This window comes from Dactylosporangium sp. NPDC051087, from assembly GCF_055586325.1.
On sequence record NZ_JBVJIJ010000004.1, the window covers coordinates 53405 to 68834 of the forward strand.

The 15430-nt window shown below is 72.1% G+C and carries 14 protein-coding genes and 1 pseudogene; 4 read left to right on the forward strand and 11 right to left on the reverse strand.

What is annotated here, in order from left to right; translation table 11 throughout:
* Positions 1–25: 25 nt before the first annotated feature.
* From ACZ6TV_RS09090 to ACZ6TV_RS09105, 4 genes are read right to left on the reverse strand one after another with little or no spacing between them, the layout of a single operon-like run.
* Positions 26–1609: a bifunctional uroporphyrinogen-III C-methyltransferase/uroporphyrinogen-III synthase gene (locus ACZ6TV_RS09090; RefSeq protein ID WP_465296639.1), complete on the reverse strand. Its 1584-nt coding sequence runs from the start codon at positions 1607–1609 to the stop codon at positions 26–28.
* The gene (gene hemC / locus ACZ6TV_RS09095) at positions 1593–2522 is read right to left on the reverse strand and encodes a hydroxymethylbilane synthase (protein ID WP_465296640.1); all 930 of its coding nucleotides are present in this window, start codon (positions 2520–2522) and stop codon (positions 1593–1595) included. Before hemC ends, ACZ6TV_RS09090 begins: the two co-directional genes overlap by 17 nt.
* Positions 2519–3802, reverse strand: a complete 1284-nt coding sequence (locus tag ACZ6TV_RS09100) for a glutamyl-tRNA reductase (RefSeq protein ID WP_465296641.1) — start codon at positions 3800–3802, stop codon at positions 2519–2521. Before ACZ6TV_RS09100 ends, hemC begins: the two co-directional genes overlap by 4 nt.
* Before the next feature lie 46 nt (positions 3803–3848).
* On the reverse strand, positions 3849–4595 hold the full coding sequence (locus ACZ6TV_RS09105; protein WP_327006510.1) for a redox-sensing transcriptional repressor Rex: 747 nt from the start codon (positions 4593–4595) through the stop codon (positions 3849–3851).
* A 404-nt stretch (positions 4596–4999) separates the two neighbouring features.
* Here ACZ6TV_RS09105 and ACZ6TV_RS09110 point away from each other — a divergent pair, with 404 nt between their 5' ends.
* Complete coding sequence (locus tag ACZ6TV_RS09110) at positions 5000–6292, forward strand: sensor histidine kinase (RefSeq protein ID WP_465296642.1); 1293 nt, start codon at positions 5000–5002, stop codon at positions 6290–6292.
* A 34-nt stretch (positions 6293–6326) separates the two neighbouring features.
* Here ACZ6TV_RS09110 and ACZ6TV_RS09115 read toward each other — a convergent pair whose 3' ends face one another.
* From ACZ6TV_RS09115 to ACZ6TV_RS09130, 4 genes are read right to left on the reverse strand one after another with little or no spacing between them, the layout of a single operon-like run.
* On the reverse strand, positions 6327–6971 hold the full coding sequence (locus tag ACZ6TV_RS09115; protein ID WP_380113664.1) for a response regulator: 645 nt from the start codon (positions 6969–6971) through the stop codon (positions 6327–6329).
* 3 nt (positions 6972–6974) lie between these two features.
* Complete coding sequence (locus ACZ6TV_RS09120) at positions 6975–7616, reverse strand: HAD family hydrolase (protein WP_465297000.1); 642 nt, start codon at positions 7614–7616, stop codon at positions 6975–6977.
* Positions 7601–7846: a glutaredoxin family protein gene (locus ACZ6TV_RS09125; RefSeq protein ID WP_354783463.1), complete on the reverse strand. Its 246-nt coding sequence runs from the start codon at positions 7844–7846 to the stop codon at positions 7601–7603. Before ACZ6TV_RS09125 ends, ACZ6TV_RS09120 begins: the two co-directional genes overlap by 16 nt.
* Entirely contained in the window at positions 7843–9345 is a 1503-nt protein-coding gene (locus ACZ6TV_RS09130; RefSeq protein ID WP_465296643.1) for an AMP-binding protein, read from the reverse strand. Before ACZ6TV_RS09130 ends, ACZ6TV_RS09125 begins: the two co-directional genes overlap by 4 nt.
* 441 nt (positions 9346–9786) lie before the next feature.
* Here ACZ6TV_RS09130 and ACZ6TV_RS09135 point away from each other — a divergent pair, with 441 nt between their 5' ends.
* The 3 genes and pseudogenes from ACZ6TV_RS09135 to ACZ6TV_RS09145 all read left to right on the forward strand — a co-directional run bounded on the left by ACZ6TV_RS09135 (position 9787) and on the right by ACZ6TV_RS09145 (position 13020).
* Positions 9787–10734 carry a sigma-70 family RNA polymerase sigma factor gene (locus ACZ6TV_RS09135; protein ID WP_465296644.1) on the forward strand — a complete coding sequence of 316 codons (948 nt, stop codon included), beginning with the start codon at positions 9787–9789 and terminating at the stop codon, positions 10732–10734.
* Between the two features lie 220 nt (positions 10735–10954).
* A pseudogene (locus ACZ6TV_RS09140) lies at positions 10955–11767 on the forward strand (DUF5667 domain-containing protein); the annotation flags it as partial.
* A gap of 338 nt (positions 11768–12105) precedes the next feature.
* Positions 12106–13020 (forward strand): HAD family hydrolase, encoded by a 915-nt coding sequence (locus ACZ6TV_RS09145; protein ID WP_465296645.1) that lies wholly within the window; start codon positions 12106–12108, stop codon positions 13018–13020.
* Positions 13021–13071: 51 nt separating this feature from the next.
* Here the strand turns inward: ACZ6TV_RS09145 and ACZ6TV_RS09150 are convergent, their stop codons facing one another.
* From ACZ6TV_RS09150 to ACZ6TV_RS09160, 3 genes are all read right to left on the reverse strand, one after another.
* Positions 13072–14115, reverse strand: coding sequence for a lysophospholipid acyltransferase family protein (locus ACZ6TV_RS09150; RefSeq protein ID WP_465296646.1), 1044 nt, complete (start codon positions 14113–14115; stop codon positions 13072–13074).
* The gene (locus ACZ6TV_RS09155; protein WP_465296647.1) at positions 14108–15169 is read right to left on the reverse strand and encodes an NAD-dependent epimerase/dehydratase family protein; all 1062 of its coding nucleotides are present in this window, start codon (positions 15167–15169) and stop codon (positions 14108–14110) included. The genes ACZ6TV_RS09150 and ACZ6TV_RS09155 overlap by 8 nt, the downstream gene beginning before the upstream one ends.
* Before the next feature lie 70 nt (positions 15170–15239).
* Positions 15240–15341 (reverse strand): 30S ribosomal protein bS22, encoded by a 102-nt coding sequence (locus ACZ6TV_RS09160; protein ID WP_007465623.1) that lies wholly within the window; start codon positions 15339–15341, stop codon positions 15240–15242.
* Positions 15342–15430: the final 89 nt, after the last annotated feature.

Genomic DNA, 15430 nt, shown 5'->3' on the forward strand with positions numbered 1-15430 from the left:
CGGAAACTCCCCTGCGATATCAGATCTACCGGAACCGTAGCGCGGTCGGGCCTTGGACCTTGGAGCCGCGGCGCTGCTTCGCGGGCATCGCGGCGAGCTTCTCGCGCAGTTCGACGGCGTAGCCGGCGAGCGCTTCGACCAGGTCGGGCACGGAGGCGTGCGGCGGCTGGACGTCGACGCGGAGCCCGAACTCGACGGCGGTGTCGGCGGTCTTGGGACCGATGACGGCGACGACGGTGCGGGCGTGCGGCTTGCCGGCGATGCCGACGAGGTTGCGGACGGTGGAGGACGAGGTGAAGAGGACCGCGTCGAAGCCGCCGGACTTGATGGCGTCGCGGATGTCGGCCGGCGGCGGGGCCGCGCGGACGGTCCGGTAGGCGGTGACGTCGTCGACCTCCCACCCGAGCTCGGTGAGCCCGGCGGCGAGCGTCTCGGTGGCGATGTCGGCGCGGGGCAGCAGCACCCGGCCGACGGGGTCGAGGATCTCGTCGTGCGGGGAGAACTCGGCGAGGAGACCTTCGGAGGACTGGTCGCCGGCGGGGATGAGCTCGGGGACGATGCCGAAGCCGCGGACGGCTTCCGCGGTCGCCTCGCCGATGCAGGCGACCTTGACGCCGCCGAAGTGGCGGGCGTCGAGGCCGTGTTCGGCGAACTTCTCCCAGACGGCGCGGACGGCGTTGACGGAGGTGAAGACCGTCCACGCGTAGCGGCCGTCGACGAGGCCCTTGATCGCGCGTTCCATCTGGGCCGGGGTGCGGGGCGGTTCGACGGCGATGGTCGGGACCTCGCACGGGATGGCGCCGTAGGCGCGCAGCCGCTCGCTCATGGCGCCGGCCTGTTCCTTGGTGCGGGGGACGAGGACCTTCCACCCGTACAGGGGCCGGTTCTCCCACCAGCCGAGCTTCTCGCGCTGGGCGACGCCGGAGCCGAGGCAGAGCACGACCCGCCCGGCGAAGCCGAGCGCGGCGGCGACCATGCTGTCGACGGTGGTGGCGCTGCTGTACTGGGTTTCGCCGGTGCCGTCGCCGGTGACGGAGACGGGGGTGCCGGCGTCGACGCCGGCGGCGAGGAGCCCGTCGCGGACGGCGGCGAGGTCACCGGCGTCGACGGCGAGGGCGGAGGAGCCCCGGCTGACGGCGGCGGCGATCGACTCGAAGTCCACGGACTGGACGTCGTCGACGTCGGCGGTGACGCGGACCCCGGGGAGCGGGACACCGGCGTACGTGGCGACGCCGGCGGCCTGTCCGATGCCGGGGACGACCTCGAAGGGGACGGCGGTGCGGGCGACGGCCTGCACTTCCTTGAGGACGGTGTCGTGGGCGAGCGGGTCGCCGCCGACGAGGTGGATGGCGCGCAGCCCGGACCGGGCCGCGGACAGCAGCACCTTGGCGACGTCGCCGGGCGCTCCCTCGGCCGGGGAGAACTGCGTCTCGGGGTCGGCGTCGGCGCGGATCACGCTGAGCAGCGACTCGGGGACGTTGCGGTCGTAGACGATGTGGTCGGCGGACACCAGCGCCTCATGGGCGCGACGCGTCAGCAGGCCTGGATCGCCGGGGCCTGCCCCGACGAAGGCGATCCGGCCGGTGCTGCCCTTACGGGTGCGGGTCATGCTGCACTCCCAGTGCGTTGTCGGCGCCTTCTTCGCGCAGGTCGCGGGCCAAGGCTCGGCCCACCTCCGCGGCGTCGGCGAGCGTTCCGGTGCGTGACAGCCGGAGGGCGAACCCGCCGTCCGGGCTGAAGACCGCACCGCGCAGATAGATCTCCGGCCCGTCGTCGCCTTCTGCGACCTCGGCCAGTGCCGCGATCGGGGCGGAGCATCCCGCCTCGAGCTCGGCCAACAGCGCCCGCTCGGCGGTGACCGCCGCGCGGGTGTATTCGTCGTCGAGCGCGGCGAGGAGGTCGCGCAGCTCGGCATCGTCTTCCCGGCATTCGACCGCGAGTGCGCCCTGCGCGGGGGCGGGCAGCATCAGCAGCGGGTCGAGGACTTCGGTGGCTTCGGCGGCGCGGCCGAGGCGGGCCATGCCGGCGTGGGCGAGCACGATCGCGTCGAACTCGCCCTCGGCGAGTTTGCGCAGGCGGGTGTCGACGTTGCCGCGCAGTGGCAGCGGCTCGAACCGCCGGCCGAGGGCGTTGAGCTGGGCGATGCGGCGCAGGGCGCCGGTGCCGATGCGGGCGCCGACGGGCAGCTCGTTGAGGGTGAGGCCGCCGCGGGCGACGAGCGCGTCGCGGGGGTCGTGGCGCTGCGGGATGGCGGCGATGACGAGGCCGTCGGCGGGTGCGGTCGGCAGGTCCTTGTACGAGTGGACCGCGAAGTCGATCTCCTTGGCGAGCAGCGCGTCGCGCAGGGCGGAGACGAAGACGCCGACGCCGAGGGTCTGGATGGGTGCGCTGGAGCGGTCGCCGGGGGTGACGATTTCGACGAGTTCGACGTCGCGGCCGGTCCGTTCGCGGACGGCGGCGGCGACGGTGCCGGACTGCGCCATGGCCAGTGCGCTGCCCCGGGTGCCGAGTTTGTATGTCACGGGTGCACCTCACCTGCGGCGGCCGGATCGATGTCCGAGGTCGGGATCTGTAGGTCGAACAGTTCCCGGAGCGCCTGAGCATATGCCTCGCCACCGGGTTCGGCCGCGAGTTGCCGGACCCGGACGGTCGGCTGGTGGAGCAGGCGCTGGACGATCCGGTGGATGCTGTGGGCGACTTCGGCGCGGTGGGTGTCGGTGAGCTCGGGGCAGCGCTGGGCGAGCCGGCCGAGTTCGGCTTCGACGACCTCGTCGGCGCGGGCGCGCAGGGCGGCGACGGTCGGTGCGACGTCGGCGCCGCGCAGCCAGGTGAGGAACGCCTCGACCTCGCCGGCGACGATGTCCTCGGCGGCGCGCTGCTCGGCGTCGGCGGTGGTGGACAGCGACTCGGACAGCAGCTCGATGTCGACGAGGGTGATGCCTGGGAGGTCGCCGACGCCGGGTGCGACGTCGCGGGGCAGGGCCAGGTCGAGCAGGAGCAGCGGGCGGTCGGGGTCGAAGAGCGCGGCGTCGAGGACGGGCTCGGGTGATGCGGTGGCGCTGACGACGACGTCGACGTCGGCGAGCAGCGACGGCAGGGTGGCGTACGGCACGGCGGTGGCGCCGTGCAGTTCGGCGAGGCGTTCGGCGCGTTCGGGGCTGCGGTTGGTGACGTACAGCGGGTTCGCGCCGGCGCGGCGGAGGGTGGCGAGGGACAGGGCGCCCATGGCGCCGGCGCCGATGACGAGGACGGGGCGGTTGTCCACGGGGCCGGTGGCGCCCTGGCCGTAGGCGAGGGCGGCGCTGACGACGCTCTGCCCGGCGCGGTCGATCTCGGTCTCGGCGTGGACGCGTTTGCCGACGCGCAGCGCCTGCTGCAGCAGTTCGTGCATGACGCGGCCGGCGGTGCCGTGTTCGGTGGCGGTGCCGTAGGCGTCGCGGAGCTGCCCGAGGATCTGTGCCTCGCCGACGACCATGGAGTCGAGGCCGGCGGCGACGCGGAAGGCGTGGCGGACGGCGTCGACCTCGTAGTGGACGTAGAGCCGGCCGGCGAGGTCGCCGACGGTGGTGCCGGCGCGGGCGGCGAGGACGCCGCCGATGTCGGCGAGGGCGCCGTGGAAGGCGGTGACGGCGGCGTAGATCTCGACCCGGTTGCAGGTCGACAGGACGACGGCCTCGTCGATGTACGGCTGGGCGGCGAGGTCGGCGAGCAGGGTGGGCAGCTGGTCGCCGGTGACGGCGAGGCGTTCCAGGAGCGGGACCCCGGCGGTCCGGTGTGAGATGCCGACGACGAGAAGGTTCACGCCGTCACCTGCGCGGTGCTGCGGACCGGGGTCCGCTTCGAGTTGTTCACGTGGCCACCGCCTCCCCGCCGAGCCGGTTGGCCATGCCGACCCGCCCGGGCTTCTGCACCGCGGCGGGCAGCGCGGTGAGCGCTGACTTGCGGTGCTCGTGGAAGGACAGGATTTGCAGTTCGATGGCCAGGTCGACCTTACGCACGTCGACGCCGTCGGGAACGTTCAAAACGCAGGGTGCGAAATTCAGGACGCTGGTGACGCCGGCTTCGACGAGCCGGTCGGCGACGTGCTGCGCGGCGTGTGCGGGGGTGGCGATGACGGCGATGGAGATGGACTCCTGCTCGACGACCTCGGGCAGGTCGTCGATGTGGCGCACGACGAGGCCGTTGATGTGTTCGCCGACGCGGCCGTGGTCGGCGTCGAAGAGGGCGGCGATGCGGAAGCCGCGGGTGCCGAAGCCTGCGTATCCGGCGAGGGCGTGACCGAGATTACCCACGCCGACGAGGGCGACGGCCCTGCGGTGGGTGAGGCCGAGGACCTGTTCGATCTGGTCGATGAGGAGGGTCACGTCGTAGCCGACGCCGCGGGTGCCGGTGCGGCCGAGGTGCGAGAGGTCTTTGCGGAGCTTGGCGGAGTTGACGCCGGCGGCCGCTGCGAGGCCCTCCGAGGAGACCGTGTCGTGCCCGTCCTCTGCGAGGTGGTGCAGGGCGCGCAGGTATTCCGGAAGCCTGGCGACGGTCGCCTCCGGGAGGTCCGGAAAGTCCGGTCCGTCGGTGGGGCCGGTGCGCTGCTGGCTCATGAGTCTCCGTGACGACGACGGTATGCGAGGCCGCTCGCGATGGCTGTGACCGCCTGTGCTAGCGGGGTTCGTCGTTGCAACAGAGTAGGCGCTTGTGAAGCCGTGCACAAATCGCGATCTTGAAGCGCCGACGCCAACCATGCAGAGGTCAGCGCCCGCCCGTGCGGTCCACGTGCACGTGGAATGCCCCCGCGGCACCTGCGTGCCCCTTTCCCCGGACCTGGCCGGCAGCGGGCGGGCGCTCGATGAAGTATCACTACAAAATCGGGCATTTCGCCGCCAACACGCCGGAGGGTTTTTCTCCACCCGTAGCGACACTACACGTGCCGGTAGGGTTGCCCCTACTACCGAGTGGCCGGGCCGCGGGATGGGATGAGCGAGGCGCCGTGAATAGCGTCGATGACATGACAACGACCATCACCCCCCGCAACCGCGGCATCTTCCGCCAGCTCGCCGTCGACACGCAGTACGTGCTGCTCGGCTTCCCGCTCGGCCTCGTGACCCTGGTGCTCTTCCTCGTCGGTTTCGCCCTCGGCCTGGGGTTGCTCGTCACGGTGCTCGGCTTCCCGATCCTGGTCGCGACACTCTTCCAGGCCCGCGGCTTCGCCACCGTCGAACGCGCCCGGATCGGACCCGTGCTCCGGACCCGGCTACCGCACCCCTACTACAAGAAACCCGACCCGGACGACGGCTTCTGGCGCAAGATGCTGGTGCCGCTCAGCGACGGCCAGTCATGGCTGGACCTGCTGCACGGGATCCTGCGCTTCATCCCGAGCACGATCGCCTTCGCGTTCGTCGTCACGTGGTGGGCCGGGGCCCTCGGCGGTGTGACCACGATCCTATGGGACTGGTCGATCCCCCGCCCGCCGGAGAACAAGGACCTCAACGAGCTCATCGGCCTCGGCAGCGGCGACGACGTGCGGATCCTGCTGTACACGGGCATCGGGGTGATTTTCGCCCTCACCCTCCTGCCGGTCGTCCGCGGCGCCGCGCAGCTGGAGGCGCAGTTCGCCCGGGCGCTGCTCAACGGCGTCAACGAGCTGCGGGAGCGGGTCGCGGAGGCGGAGGCCGGCCGGGACGTCGCCCGGGCGCAGCGGGAGGCGGCCGTGTCCGCCGAGGCGACCGCGCTGCGCCGGCTCGAGCGCGACATCCACGACGGGCCGCAGCAGCGCCTCGTCCGCCTCGCCATGGACCTCGGCCGGGCCGACCTGCAGTTCGAGTCCGACCCGCAGGCGGCGCGGGCCACGGTCGCCGAGGCCCTCGCTCAGACCCGGGAGACCCTGGACGAGCTGCGCGCCCTGTCGCGGGGCATCGCGCCGCCGATCCTGGTCGACCGGGGGCTGCGGGCCGCGCTGACCGCGCTCGCCGGCCGGTCGCCGGTGCCGGTCGACCTGGAGCTGCCGCAGCTGGACGAGCGGCTCGCCGAGAGCCTGGAGACCACGACCTACTTCGTCGTCGCCGAGGCGCTGACCAACGTCGCGAAGCACAGCGGCGCGCAGGAGGTCACGGTGCGGCTGCAGCGGTCGGCGTACGGGCTGCTGGTCACCGTCGAGGACGACGGCGTCGGCGGGGCCAGCCTGGCGAAGGGCCACGGCCTGACCGGCCTCATGGATCGGGTCAAGGCCGCCGGCGGCGAGATGACCGTGACGAGCCCCGCCGGTGGCGGGACCCGCCTGACCGCGATCCTGCCCACCTGAGCCTCCGGCTTCCCGGGGGGCCAGGTGGGCGGGGTCAGCTCTGCAGGTACGTCAGCACCGCCAGCACCCGGCGGTGCTGCTCGTCGTCCGGGGGCAGGTCGAGCTTGGTGAAGATGTTCTTGACGTGCTTCTCCACCGCGCCGTCGGTGACGACGAGCTTGCGGGCGATCGCCGTGTTGGAGCGGCCCTCCGCCATCAGGCCGAGCACCTCCCGCTCCCGCGGGGTGAGGCTGCGCAGCGGGTCGTCGCGGCGGCGGCGGACCAGCAGCTGCCCGACGACCTCCGGGTCGAGCACCGTCGCGCCGGTCGCGACCCGCTGCATCCCGTCGAGGAAGTCCGCGACGTCCGACACGCGGTCCTTGAGCAGGTAGCCGACGGCTCCGGCACGGTCGGCGAGCAGGTCGTCGGCGTAGGACACCTCGACGTACTGCGACAGCACCAGGATCGGGGTGCCGGGGACCTGCCGGCGGGCCTCGACGGCGGCGCGGAGCCCCTCGTCGGTGTGCGACGGCGGCATCCGCACGTCGACGATCGCGACGTCGGGCCGGTGCTCGACGACCGCCTCGACGAGGCTCGGGCCGTCGCCGACGGCCGCGACGACCGTGTGGCCGCTCTCGGTGAGCAGCCGGACCAGACCTTCCCGCAGGAGCACCGCATCGTCGGCGACGACCACCCTCATGGGTCAGCCCGCCATCTCGACGGCTTCGAGCAGCGTCGACGCCACGGGCAGGCCGGTCGCCTTGAGCAGGGTCACGTCGGTGAAGCCGCCCGCGTACAGCACGCAGGTGGCGCCGAGGGACGTGGCGGCTTCGCCGTCGTCGACGGAGTCGCCGATCAGCACGACCGCGGCGGGGTCGATCTCCAGGGCTTCGAGGTGCCGCCGCAGGTAGGCGGCCTTGCGGTGGCCGCCGACGGTGCCGGGCAGGCCGTCGACGCGGACCAGGTGGGCGCCGAGGCCGTGCCGCTCGACCTCGATGAGCAGCTCGTCGTGGAAGAACATCGACAGCAGCGACTGGGTGCCGGTCCAGCGGCCCATCGCGTCCAGGGCGTCGGGGGCGAGCTTCACGTCGGCCATGCCCAGCCGGTACGCGTCGTGGAACGCGTCGTCGAGCAGCTGGAACTCGATCTGGTCGACGGGCCGGGCCAGGACATGCGCGTAGTAGTCGAGGATCGGCCGGCGGAAGTCGCGGCGGTGGTCCTCGGCGGTGATCACCGGCCCGCCGACGGTGGCCAGGCAGACGTTGGTGGCGTCGACGACGAGTTTCAGGTCGTCGAGGAGGGTCCCGTTCCAGTCCCAAACCAGGTGCTTCACGGCGCTGAGGATAGCCGTATGTCGCGCAGGAGCCGGTCCTCCTCGACCCGCCAGTAGCCGTGCTCCTTGCCGTCGAGGAGGACGACGGGGATGCGGAAGCCGTACTCCTCCTCGAGGGCGTCGTCGCCGGTGATGTCGATCTCCGTCCAGCCCTCGCCGGTGGCGGCGGCGACCCGCTCGATCGCCTCCTTGGCGACGTCGCACAGGTGGCAGCCGGGTCGCGTGTACAGGGTGAGCCTCACCGCAGCGCCGCCTTCCGGATCTTGCCAGTGGCCGAGTGGGGCAGCTCGGCGGCGAACTCGACCGCGGTCGGGCACTTGAACCTGGCGAGGTTGCGTTCGCAGTGCGCGATCAGCTCCTCGGCGGTCACCTGTGACCCGGGTCTGCGCACGACGACGACCTTGACGGTCTGGCCGGTGTACGGGTGGGGCACGCCCAGCGCGGCCGCCTCCACGACGGCGGGGTGCGCGGCGAGGACCAGCTCGACCTCGTGCGGGTAGACGTTGAAGCCGCTGACGAGGATCAGCTCGCCGAGCCGGTCGACGATGAACAGGTCGCCGTCCTCGTCGGCGTAGGCGACGTCGCCGGTGGCCCACCAGCCGTCGGCGCCCGGCGCGCCGTCGCCGGCGGGCCAGTAGCCGTCGAAGAGGTTCGCGCCGCGCACGACGATCTCGCCCGGGTCGGTGCGGACCTCGTCGTCCTCGTCGAGCAGGACCTCCTCACCGCCGGCGTCGAGGAGTTTGAGCTCGACGCCGGGGATGGCCCGGCCGATGGAGCCGGGCTTCACCGTCGCGCCCGCGAGGGTGCTGGTGAGGACGGGGGCGGCCTCGGTCAGCCCGTACCCCTGATGCACCGGCTGACCGGTCGCCTCGACGAACCGGCGCTCGGCGGCGGCGTCCAGCGGCGACGCGCCGCACACGGCGAGCCGGACCCCGGCCCACGCGTGGGTGAGCCGCTCCCCCATCAGCGACCAGGCGATGAACATCGGCGGGACCCCGACGACGCCGGTGACGCCATGCCGCTCGATGACCTCCAGGGAGTCGGCGGGGTCGAAGCGTTCGACGAGGACGCCGCACGCGCCGTGGTAGGCGACCGCGCCGAGGCCGCTGTTCAGCCCGTACGCGTGGAAGAGCGGCACGGCGAGCAGCAGCACGTCGTCGGGGCGGACCGGCGGCGGGTCGATCGCGGCGAGCTGCTCATGGTTGGCCAGCAGCGCCCGGTGCGACAGCATCGCGCCCTTCGGTGCGCCGGCCGTGCCGGACGTGTAGAGCAGCAACGCCAGACCGCTGTCCGTCTCGCCGGGCCGCGCCGGGGCGGGTGCGAGCAGCTCCCGCAGGTTCTGGCCCAGGGTGTACGTCCGGGGCGGCGCGTCTGCGGCACGACAGGCGGCGGTCACGGCCTGGGTGCCGACGAGGACCACGGCGCCGGAGTCGGTGAGCACGTGGGTGAGCTCGCGCGCGGTGTAGGCGGGGTTGACCGGCACGGCGACGAGCCCGGCGCGCAGCACCCCGAAGAACACCGCGGCGAACTCCGGCACGTTCGGCAGCGCGACCGCGACCCGGGCCGGGCCGCGGTCGTCGGCGGGCAGGCCGAGCCCGGTCAGGTGCGCGGCGACCGCGTCGACCTGCTCGTCGAGCTCGGACCAGGTGATCAGCGTGTCGTGTGATCGCAGGGCCGGCCGGGCGCCATTCGCAGCGGCGGCGCGCCGGACCAGATCGGCGAAGTTCGTGACGTCCTGCACGATCGGTCAGTCTGCCACGTCATGGGTGAGCGCCCGTCAGGTGAGAGATCACCCGTCACCTATCACCCTGGGCTCACCCGGTGTTGTGCCAGGGTGCTTACGCCCCCGACACGCCGACTGAGTAAAGGTCCACTCGATCGTGTGGGTCGGGTGCGGGAGACCCAAGTAAGTGCGGCGTGCCTTCGCACCGTTTGCCCAGATACTCGGCGTGTTGCACGGCGTGTCGCGACGAAGTGACGGACAGCATGTGCGCTGGGACGCCCCCGTTCTGTGGGAAGAATTGTGCCCTCACGCCAAAGACTGCCCACATGCGGGTGACGCCGGACCTATCATCACCCAAGTCAGCTCACCCCATTTGTTGCGAGTTGACACCCCTCACCCCGAGGAGGCCGAAGTGCCCGTGATCGCGCCGAATAGGCCTTGTGGTCTGGATTGCGACGAATGACCACGATCCAGCACGTGTTCGACGCCGAGCACGCACTCACCGATGGGCTGTCGATGCTGCGCGAGTCCGTGCGCGAATCCGTGCGCGACATGTTCAGCACGGTGATCCGCGGTGACGGAGGCAGCGTCCCGCGGACCAGGGGCCGCCCCCACACCAACGAGGCACCCACCCGTCAGGGTTCCGGTCAAGGTTCCGGCACAAACGTCAGACCGAACGCGGGCGCCAAGCCGTCGCCCGGCGGTGGTCTGATCGAGGACGACACGGTCCCGATCTCGAAGGTCGCGGTCGCCGGCACGCTGGTCGACAGCGGCCCCGGCGGGTCCGGCGCTCCCGAGACGCAGGAGCCGGCGCCGAAGCCGGCCCGGCCGGACCGCGGCGACCCCGCGTCGGAGGTGTGGGCGCTGATCGAACGCGCCCAGGCCGGCGACGGCGCGGCGTTCGGGCTGCTGTACGACCGCTACTTCGACACCGTCTTCCGGTTCGTGTACTTCCGGGTCGGTAACCGGCAGCTCGCCGAGGACCTGACCGCCGACACGTTCCTGCGGGCGTTGAAGCGCATCGGCAGCTTCACCTGGCAGGGCCGCGACCTCGGCGCCTGGCTCGTCACGATCGCGCGGAACCTCGTCGCCGACCACTTCAAGTCCGGGCGCTACCGGCTGGAGGTCACCACCGGTGACGTCCTGGACGCCGACCGCCCCGACCGGGGACCGGAAGGCAGCCCCGAGGCCGCGGTCATCGACCACATCACCAACGTCGACCTGCTCAAAGCGGTCAAGCAGCTCAACCCGGAGCAGCAGGAGTGCATCGTGCTGCGCTTCCTGCACGGGTTCTCCGTCGCGGAGACCGCGCAGGCCATGAGCAAGAACGAGGGTGCGATCAAGGCGTTGCAGTACCGCGCCGTCCGGGCCCTCGCGCGGCTGCTCCCCGACGGATTCCAGCCGTGACCGCTGTCACCTTCAGTTACAGTGCCCCGTTCGGCGCCGTAACCAGCCTCCGCTCTGCACCGTTGGTCCGGGTGCGACCGTCGGCTTGGCGCACGGCGGACGCGGTGGCACACCATCCCGCTACCCTGCCGCGCCTGAGTGACGCGATCAGCGAAGGGGGGTGCCTCAGGTGATCGGCTCCGTCTTCCACCGTCGTCGGGCTGAGCGTTTCGCACAGCTCATGGACGAGGCAGCAGGAGCCCGCAGGCACCGCATGAGGTCCACGCTCGACGACTCTCTGACCGAACTGGTCCAGGTCAGCCAACGGCTGACGGACCTGCCGGTCAAGGTGGAGACGCAGCAGGAGTTCAAGGACGGACTGCGGGCCATGCTCCTGGCCACAGCAGAACGTGAGGGCATCGGCATCACGGCCAAGGACCCTGAGCCCGAGGTGACCCGCCGGGGCGTGCGCTCCCTGCGCCGTCCCGCGGGCAGCAGGCCCGCGGTCAGCCGGCGGACCCGCACCCGCGGCGCGATCGTCGTCGGCCTCGCCGCCGGCACCCTCGCACTGTCGGGCATGTCCGCGGCGAGCGGCGACGCCATCCCCGGCGACGCCCTCTACTCGGTGAAACGGTCCACGGAGAAGGCCCAGCTGGCACTCGCCGGCTCGGACATCAGCCGCGGCCAGCTGTACCTCGAGTTCGCGCGGACCCGGCTCGACGAGGCCCAGGCGGTGAAGGACCCGGCGGGTCTGTCCGCGGTCCTCGACGACATGGACAGCGAGACGCTCGAAGGGGTGCGCCTGCTGACCGCGACCGCCGTCAGCCGCAAGGACGCCGCCGCGCTCGACGCCATCGACGCGTTCGTCGGCACCCAGCACGCCGGTGCGGAGAAGCTGCGCAACGGCGTCGACGGTGAAGCCAGGACGCGGGCCGCCAAGTCCGTCACCCTGCTCGACGAGATCGACCGGCGCTCGAAGGCGATCCGCCCGCTGATCAAGTGCGGCACCGCCGCGGTCTCCGCCGCCGACCAGCTCGGACCGGTGCCCAACAGCACCGCGTGCAAGCCGGCCGGTCAGAAGACCTCGGGCACCAACCAGCCGGGCAACACCCAGCAGCAGAACAACCCGGGCCAGACCGGCACCCCCGCCGGCCAGCGTCCCGTCCCGAGCGGTTCCGCGACCGACAGCGGCTCGGCCACCGAGTCCGCGCCCGCGGCGCCGTCACAGGACCCCTCGCCTTCCCCCACGAAGGGCCAGGGGCTGCTGGACTGGCTGTTCGACTGAGCATGCGGTTGAGCTTCTGACGACGAAGGGCCCGGTGTCAGACACCGGGCCCTTCGTGCTGTTCCTGCCGGTACGGTTGGTCGAACACAAGAGGGGGTTTCCCGAGCATGCCGATCCGACCTTCGACCGCCGCGCTCGCCCTGCGGCGCCGCCGGCAGTCCGGCCGCATCGTGGCGTCCTCGCCCGCGGGCTGGGCCGTCGCCGAGGTCGAGGCCGCCCTCGCCGTCCCCGCCGACCCGGTGGCCGCCGCCTTCTTCGACGTCGACAACACGATGATGCAGGGCGCGTCCATCTACTACTTCGCCCGCGGCCTCGCGAAACGCCGCTACTTCACCAGCGGCGACCTGGTCCGCTTCGCCTACCAGCAGGCCCGCTTCCGGCTCCTCGCCTCCGAGCACGCCGGCACCGTCGCGGGCGCGAAGTCCGCGGCCCTCGCGTTCATCGCCGGCTGGCAGGTCGACGACATGGAGCGGCTCTGCGAGGAGATCTTCGACGAGCTCATGGCCGACCGCATCTGGTCCGGCACCCGCGCCCTCGCCCAGCTGCACCTCGACGCCGGCCAGCGCGTGTGGCTCGTCACCGCGGCCCCCGTCGAGCTCGGCCGCATCATCGCCCAGCGCCTCGGCCTCACCGGCGCCATCGGCACCGTCGCCGAGATCGTCGACGGCGTCTACACCGGACGTCTCGTCGGCGACCTCATGCACGGCCCTGAGAAGGCCGCCGCGATCACCGCCCTCGCCTCGGTCGAGGGCCTGGACCTCACCCGCTGCGCCGCCTACAGCGACTCCGTCAACGACACGCCCATGCTCTCCACCGTCGGCTACGCCGTCGCCGTCAACCCCGACCCCGCCCTGCGCCGCGAGGCACGCAAACGGGGCTGGGAGATCCGCGACTTCCGCACCGGCCGCAAAGCCGCGAAGATCGCCATCCCCGCCGCCCTGGCCACCGGCATGGTCGTCGGGGGCGTCGCCACCGCCGCCGCCATCCGCCGCCGCCGGCGCAAAGCCGCTCCCGTTCCATGATCCGCAAGACGTCGTGACGTCCCGCGGATCGCGGGAAACCGGCACGGCGGCTCAGCTGGAGAAGGCGTCCGGGCGGCGGTCGAGCAGCTTGTAGAGGGTCTGCTGGATCGTCTCGCGGACCTGGTCGGCGAGGTTGAACACGACCATCGGGTCGTCGGCGGAGTCGACGAAGTCGGCGGTGGGGATGGGCTCGCCGAACTCGATCAGCCACTTGCTCGGCAGCGGCACCAGCCCGAGCGGGCCGAGCCACGGGAAGGTCGGGGTCACCGGGAAATACGGGGCGCCGAGCAGGCGGGCCAGCGGGCGCAGGTTGCCGATCAGGGGGTAGATCTCCTCGGCGCCGACGATGGAGACCGGGACGATCGGCGTGCCGGTGCGGACCGCCGCCGAGACGAAGCCGCCACGGCCGAAGCGCTGCAGCTTGTACCGCTCGGCGAACGGCTTGCCGATGCCCTTGAATCCCTCGGGGAAGACACCGACGAGCTCGCCCTCGCCGAGGAGACGCTCGGCGTCGGGGTTGCACGCGAGGGTCGCGCCGGACTTGCGGGCCATCTCGGACAGCACGGGTAACCGGAAGACCAGGTCGGCGCCGAGGAGCCGCAGGTGGCGGCGGGCGGAGGTCTCGTCGTGGACGGCGACGGAGAGCATCAGGGCGTCCAGCGCGACCGTGCCGGAATGGTTGGCCACGACGAGCGCCGGGCCCTCCTTCGGCAGGTGCTCGACGCCGAAGACCTCGGTGCGGAACCACTGGTTGTACAGCGGGCGCAGCAGCGGCAGGAACACGCCGTCGGTCAGGTGCCGGTCGAACCCGAAGCCGTCGATCTCGTAGTCGCCGGTGAGACGCTCACGGAGAAACGCCAGCGCCCCGGCGACCCGGTCGTCCCACTGGTCCGGCAGGCCCGCGGCGGCATCAGCGTCAGCTTCCGCGGCGGCAGCGGCGCCCGCGGAAGCGGCAGCGGCAGCGCTCGTGGGGGCGGAAGCGGCAGCGGCGGCGCCCGCGGGAGCGGCGGCGGTGGTGCCCGCGGCGGACGCGGGAGCGGCGTCCTCGACCCGTGGATCCGGCACGCCAGTGTCCGCGAGACCGGGGTCAGTCATGTGTGCCCGCCTCCAGTGCGGGGGGCGCCGCACGGGTCCGTCGGAAGCCTTCGAGCAGGGTCTGTTCGAGGGCGCGGATGCGGTCGGCCGGCAGCGCCTCGCCGGACCGGCGGCTGCGGACGAACTCGTCGAAGGCTTCCGCGGTGGTCCGGGGGGCGAAGCCGAACTCCCGGATGAGTCTGGTGGTGTCGACGACCCGGCCGTGCACGAACAGGTCGAGCTGGTCCAGCGACACGTTGCCGCGGCCGAGGCCGGCGGCGATGCCGAGGCCGGGCTCGACGACCGGCATGGTCACCCGGCCGGCGCGGCGGACGGCCTGCGTCAGGGTCAGAGTGCCGCCACCGGCGACGTTGAAGGTGCCCGGGTGCGTCTCGATCACGGAACGGTGCAGGACCTCGAACGCGTCGTCGACGTGCAGGAACTGCAGTCGCGGGTCACGGCCGAAGACGGTCGGGACCACGGGCGCGGCGAAATACCTCGTCAGGCTGGTGTCGACGGTCGAGCCGATGAACGGCGCGAATCGCAGCACGGTGGCGCCCACGTCGGGCCGGCGGCGGCGGAAACCACGGACGTAGCCCTCGATGTCGAGGACGTCCTTGGCGAAGCCGCCGCGCGGGATCTCCCGCGGCTCGGTGTCCTCGGTGAAGATCGCCGGGTCGCGGAAGGACGCGCCGTAGGCCGCGGTGGAGGAACGCACCACCAGCTTGCGCAGCCGGGACGCCTGCTGGCAGGCGGCGAGCAACTGCATCGTGCCGATGACGTTGAGTTCTTTCATCGCGGCGCGGCCGCCGTGCTGGTCGGCCGCGGTGGTGACCGCGAGGTGCGCCACCGCTTCGACCCGGGCGTCGACCATCACCCGCAGCACCCCAGGGGTGCGCAGGTCGACCTGGTGCACGTCGACGTCCTTGAGCACCGTGGCGAGGTCACCCGACGGTGCCGTGTTGTCGATGCCGACGACCCGCTCGATCCGTGGATCGGTGGCGAGCCTGGCGGCCAGATGCGCGCCCAGATAGCGGCCCACCCCTGTCACCAGGACAACCCTTGGCGTACTCACGCGACTCCTCTAGATGCCAAATCCCCTAGATGCGAGTGCGTGCGAGCCGGGGCGGACCGCCGACGCGCCGCTACTTGCCGAGACGACGACGCTGGACGCGGGTCTTGCGCAGCAGCTTGCGGTGCTTCTTCTTGGCCATACGCTTGCGGCGCTTCTTGACCACCGAGCCCATACGGGTATCTCCTCGAAACAGCGGAACGCGTGCCATCGCTGGCACGCCGAAGACATGGTTAGCGGCTCCAGCGTAGCCGCACCCCCGCG

What these genes read in the sequence shown, in the direction of transcription:
- ACZ6TV_RS09145 (WP_465296645.1), top strand. Translation starts at nt 12,106, where the DNA reads ATGCCGATCCGACCTTCGACCGCCGCGCTCGCCCTGCGGCGCCGCCGG.
- ACZ6TV_RS09135 (WP_465296644.1), top strand. Translation starts at nt 9,787, where the DNA reads ATGACCACGATCCAGCACGTGTTCGACGCCGAGCACGCACTCACCGAT.
- ACZ6TV_RS09160 (WP_007465623.1), bottom strand. Translation starts at nt 15,341, where the DNA reads ATGGGCTCGGTGGTCAAGAAGCGCCGCAAGCGTATGGCCAAGAAGAAG.
- ACZ6TV_RS09150 (WP_465296646.1), bottom strand. Translation starts at nt 14,115, where the DNA reads ATGACTGACCCCGGTCTCGCGGACACTGGCGTGCCGGATCCACGGGTC.
- ACZ6TV_RS09115 (WP_380113664.1), bottom strand. Translation starts at nt 6,971, where the DNA reads ATGAGGGTGGTCGTCGCCGACGATGCGGTGCTCCTGCGGGAAGGTCTG.
- ACZ6TV_RS09105 (WP_327006510.1), bottom strand. Translation starts at nt 4,595, where the DNA reads ATGAGCCAGCAGCGCACCGGCCCCACCGACGGACCGGACTTTCCGGAC.
- ACZ6TV_RS09090 (WP_465296639.1), bottom strand. Translation starts at nt 1,609, where the DNA reads ATGACCCGCACCCGTAAGGGCAGCACCGGCCGGATCGCCTTCGTCGGG.
- ACZ6TV_RS09110 (WP_465296642.1), top strand. Translation starts at nt 5,000, where the DNA reads ATGACAACGACCATCACCCCCCGCAACCGCGGCATCTTCCGCCAGCTC.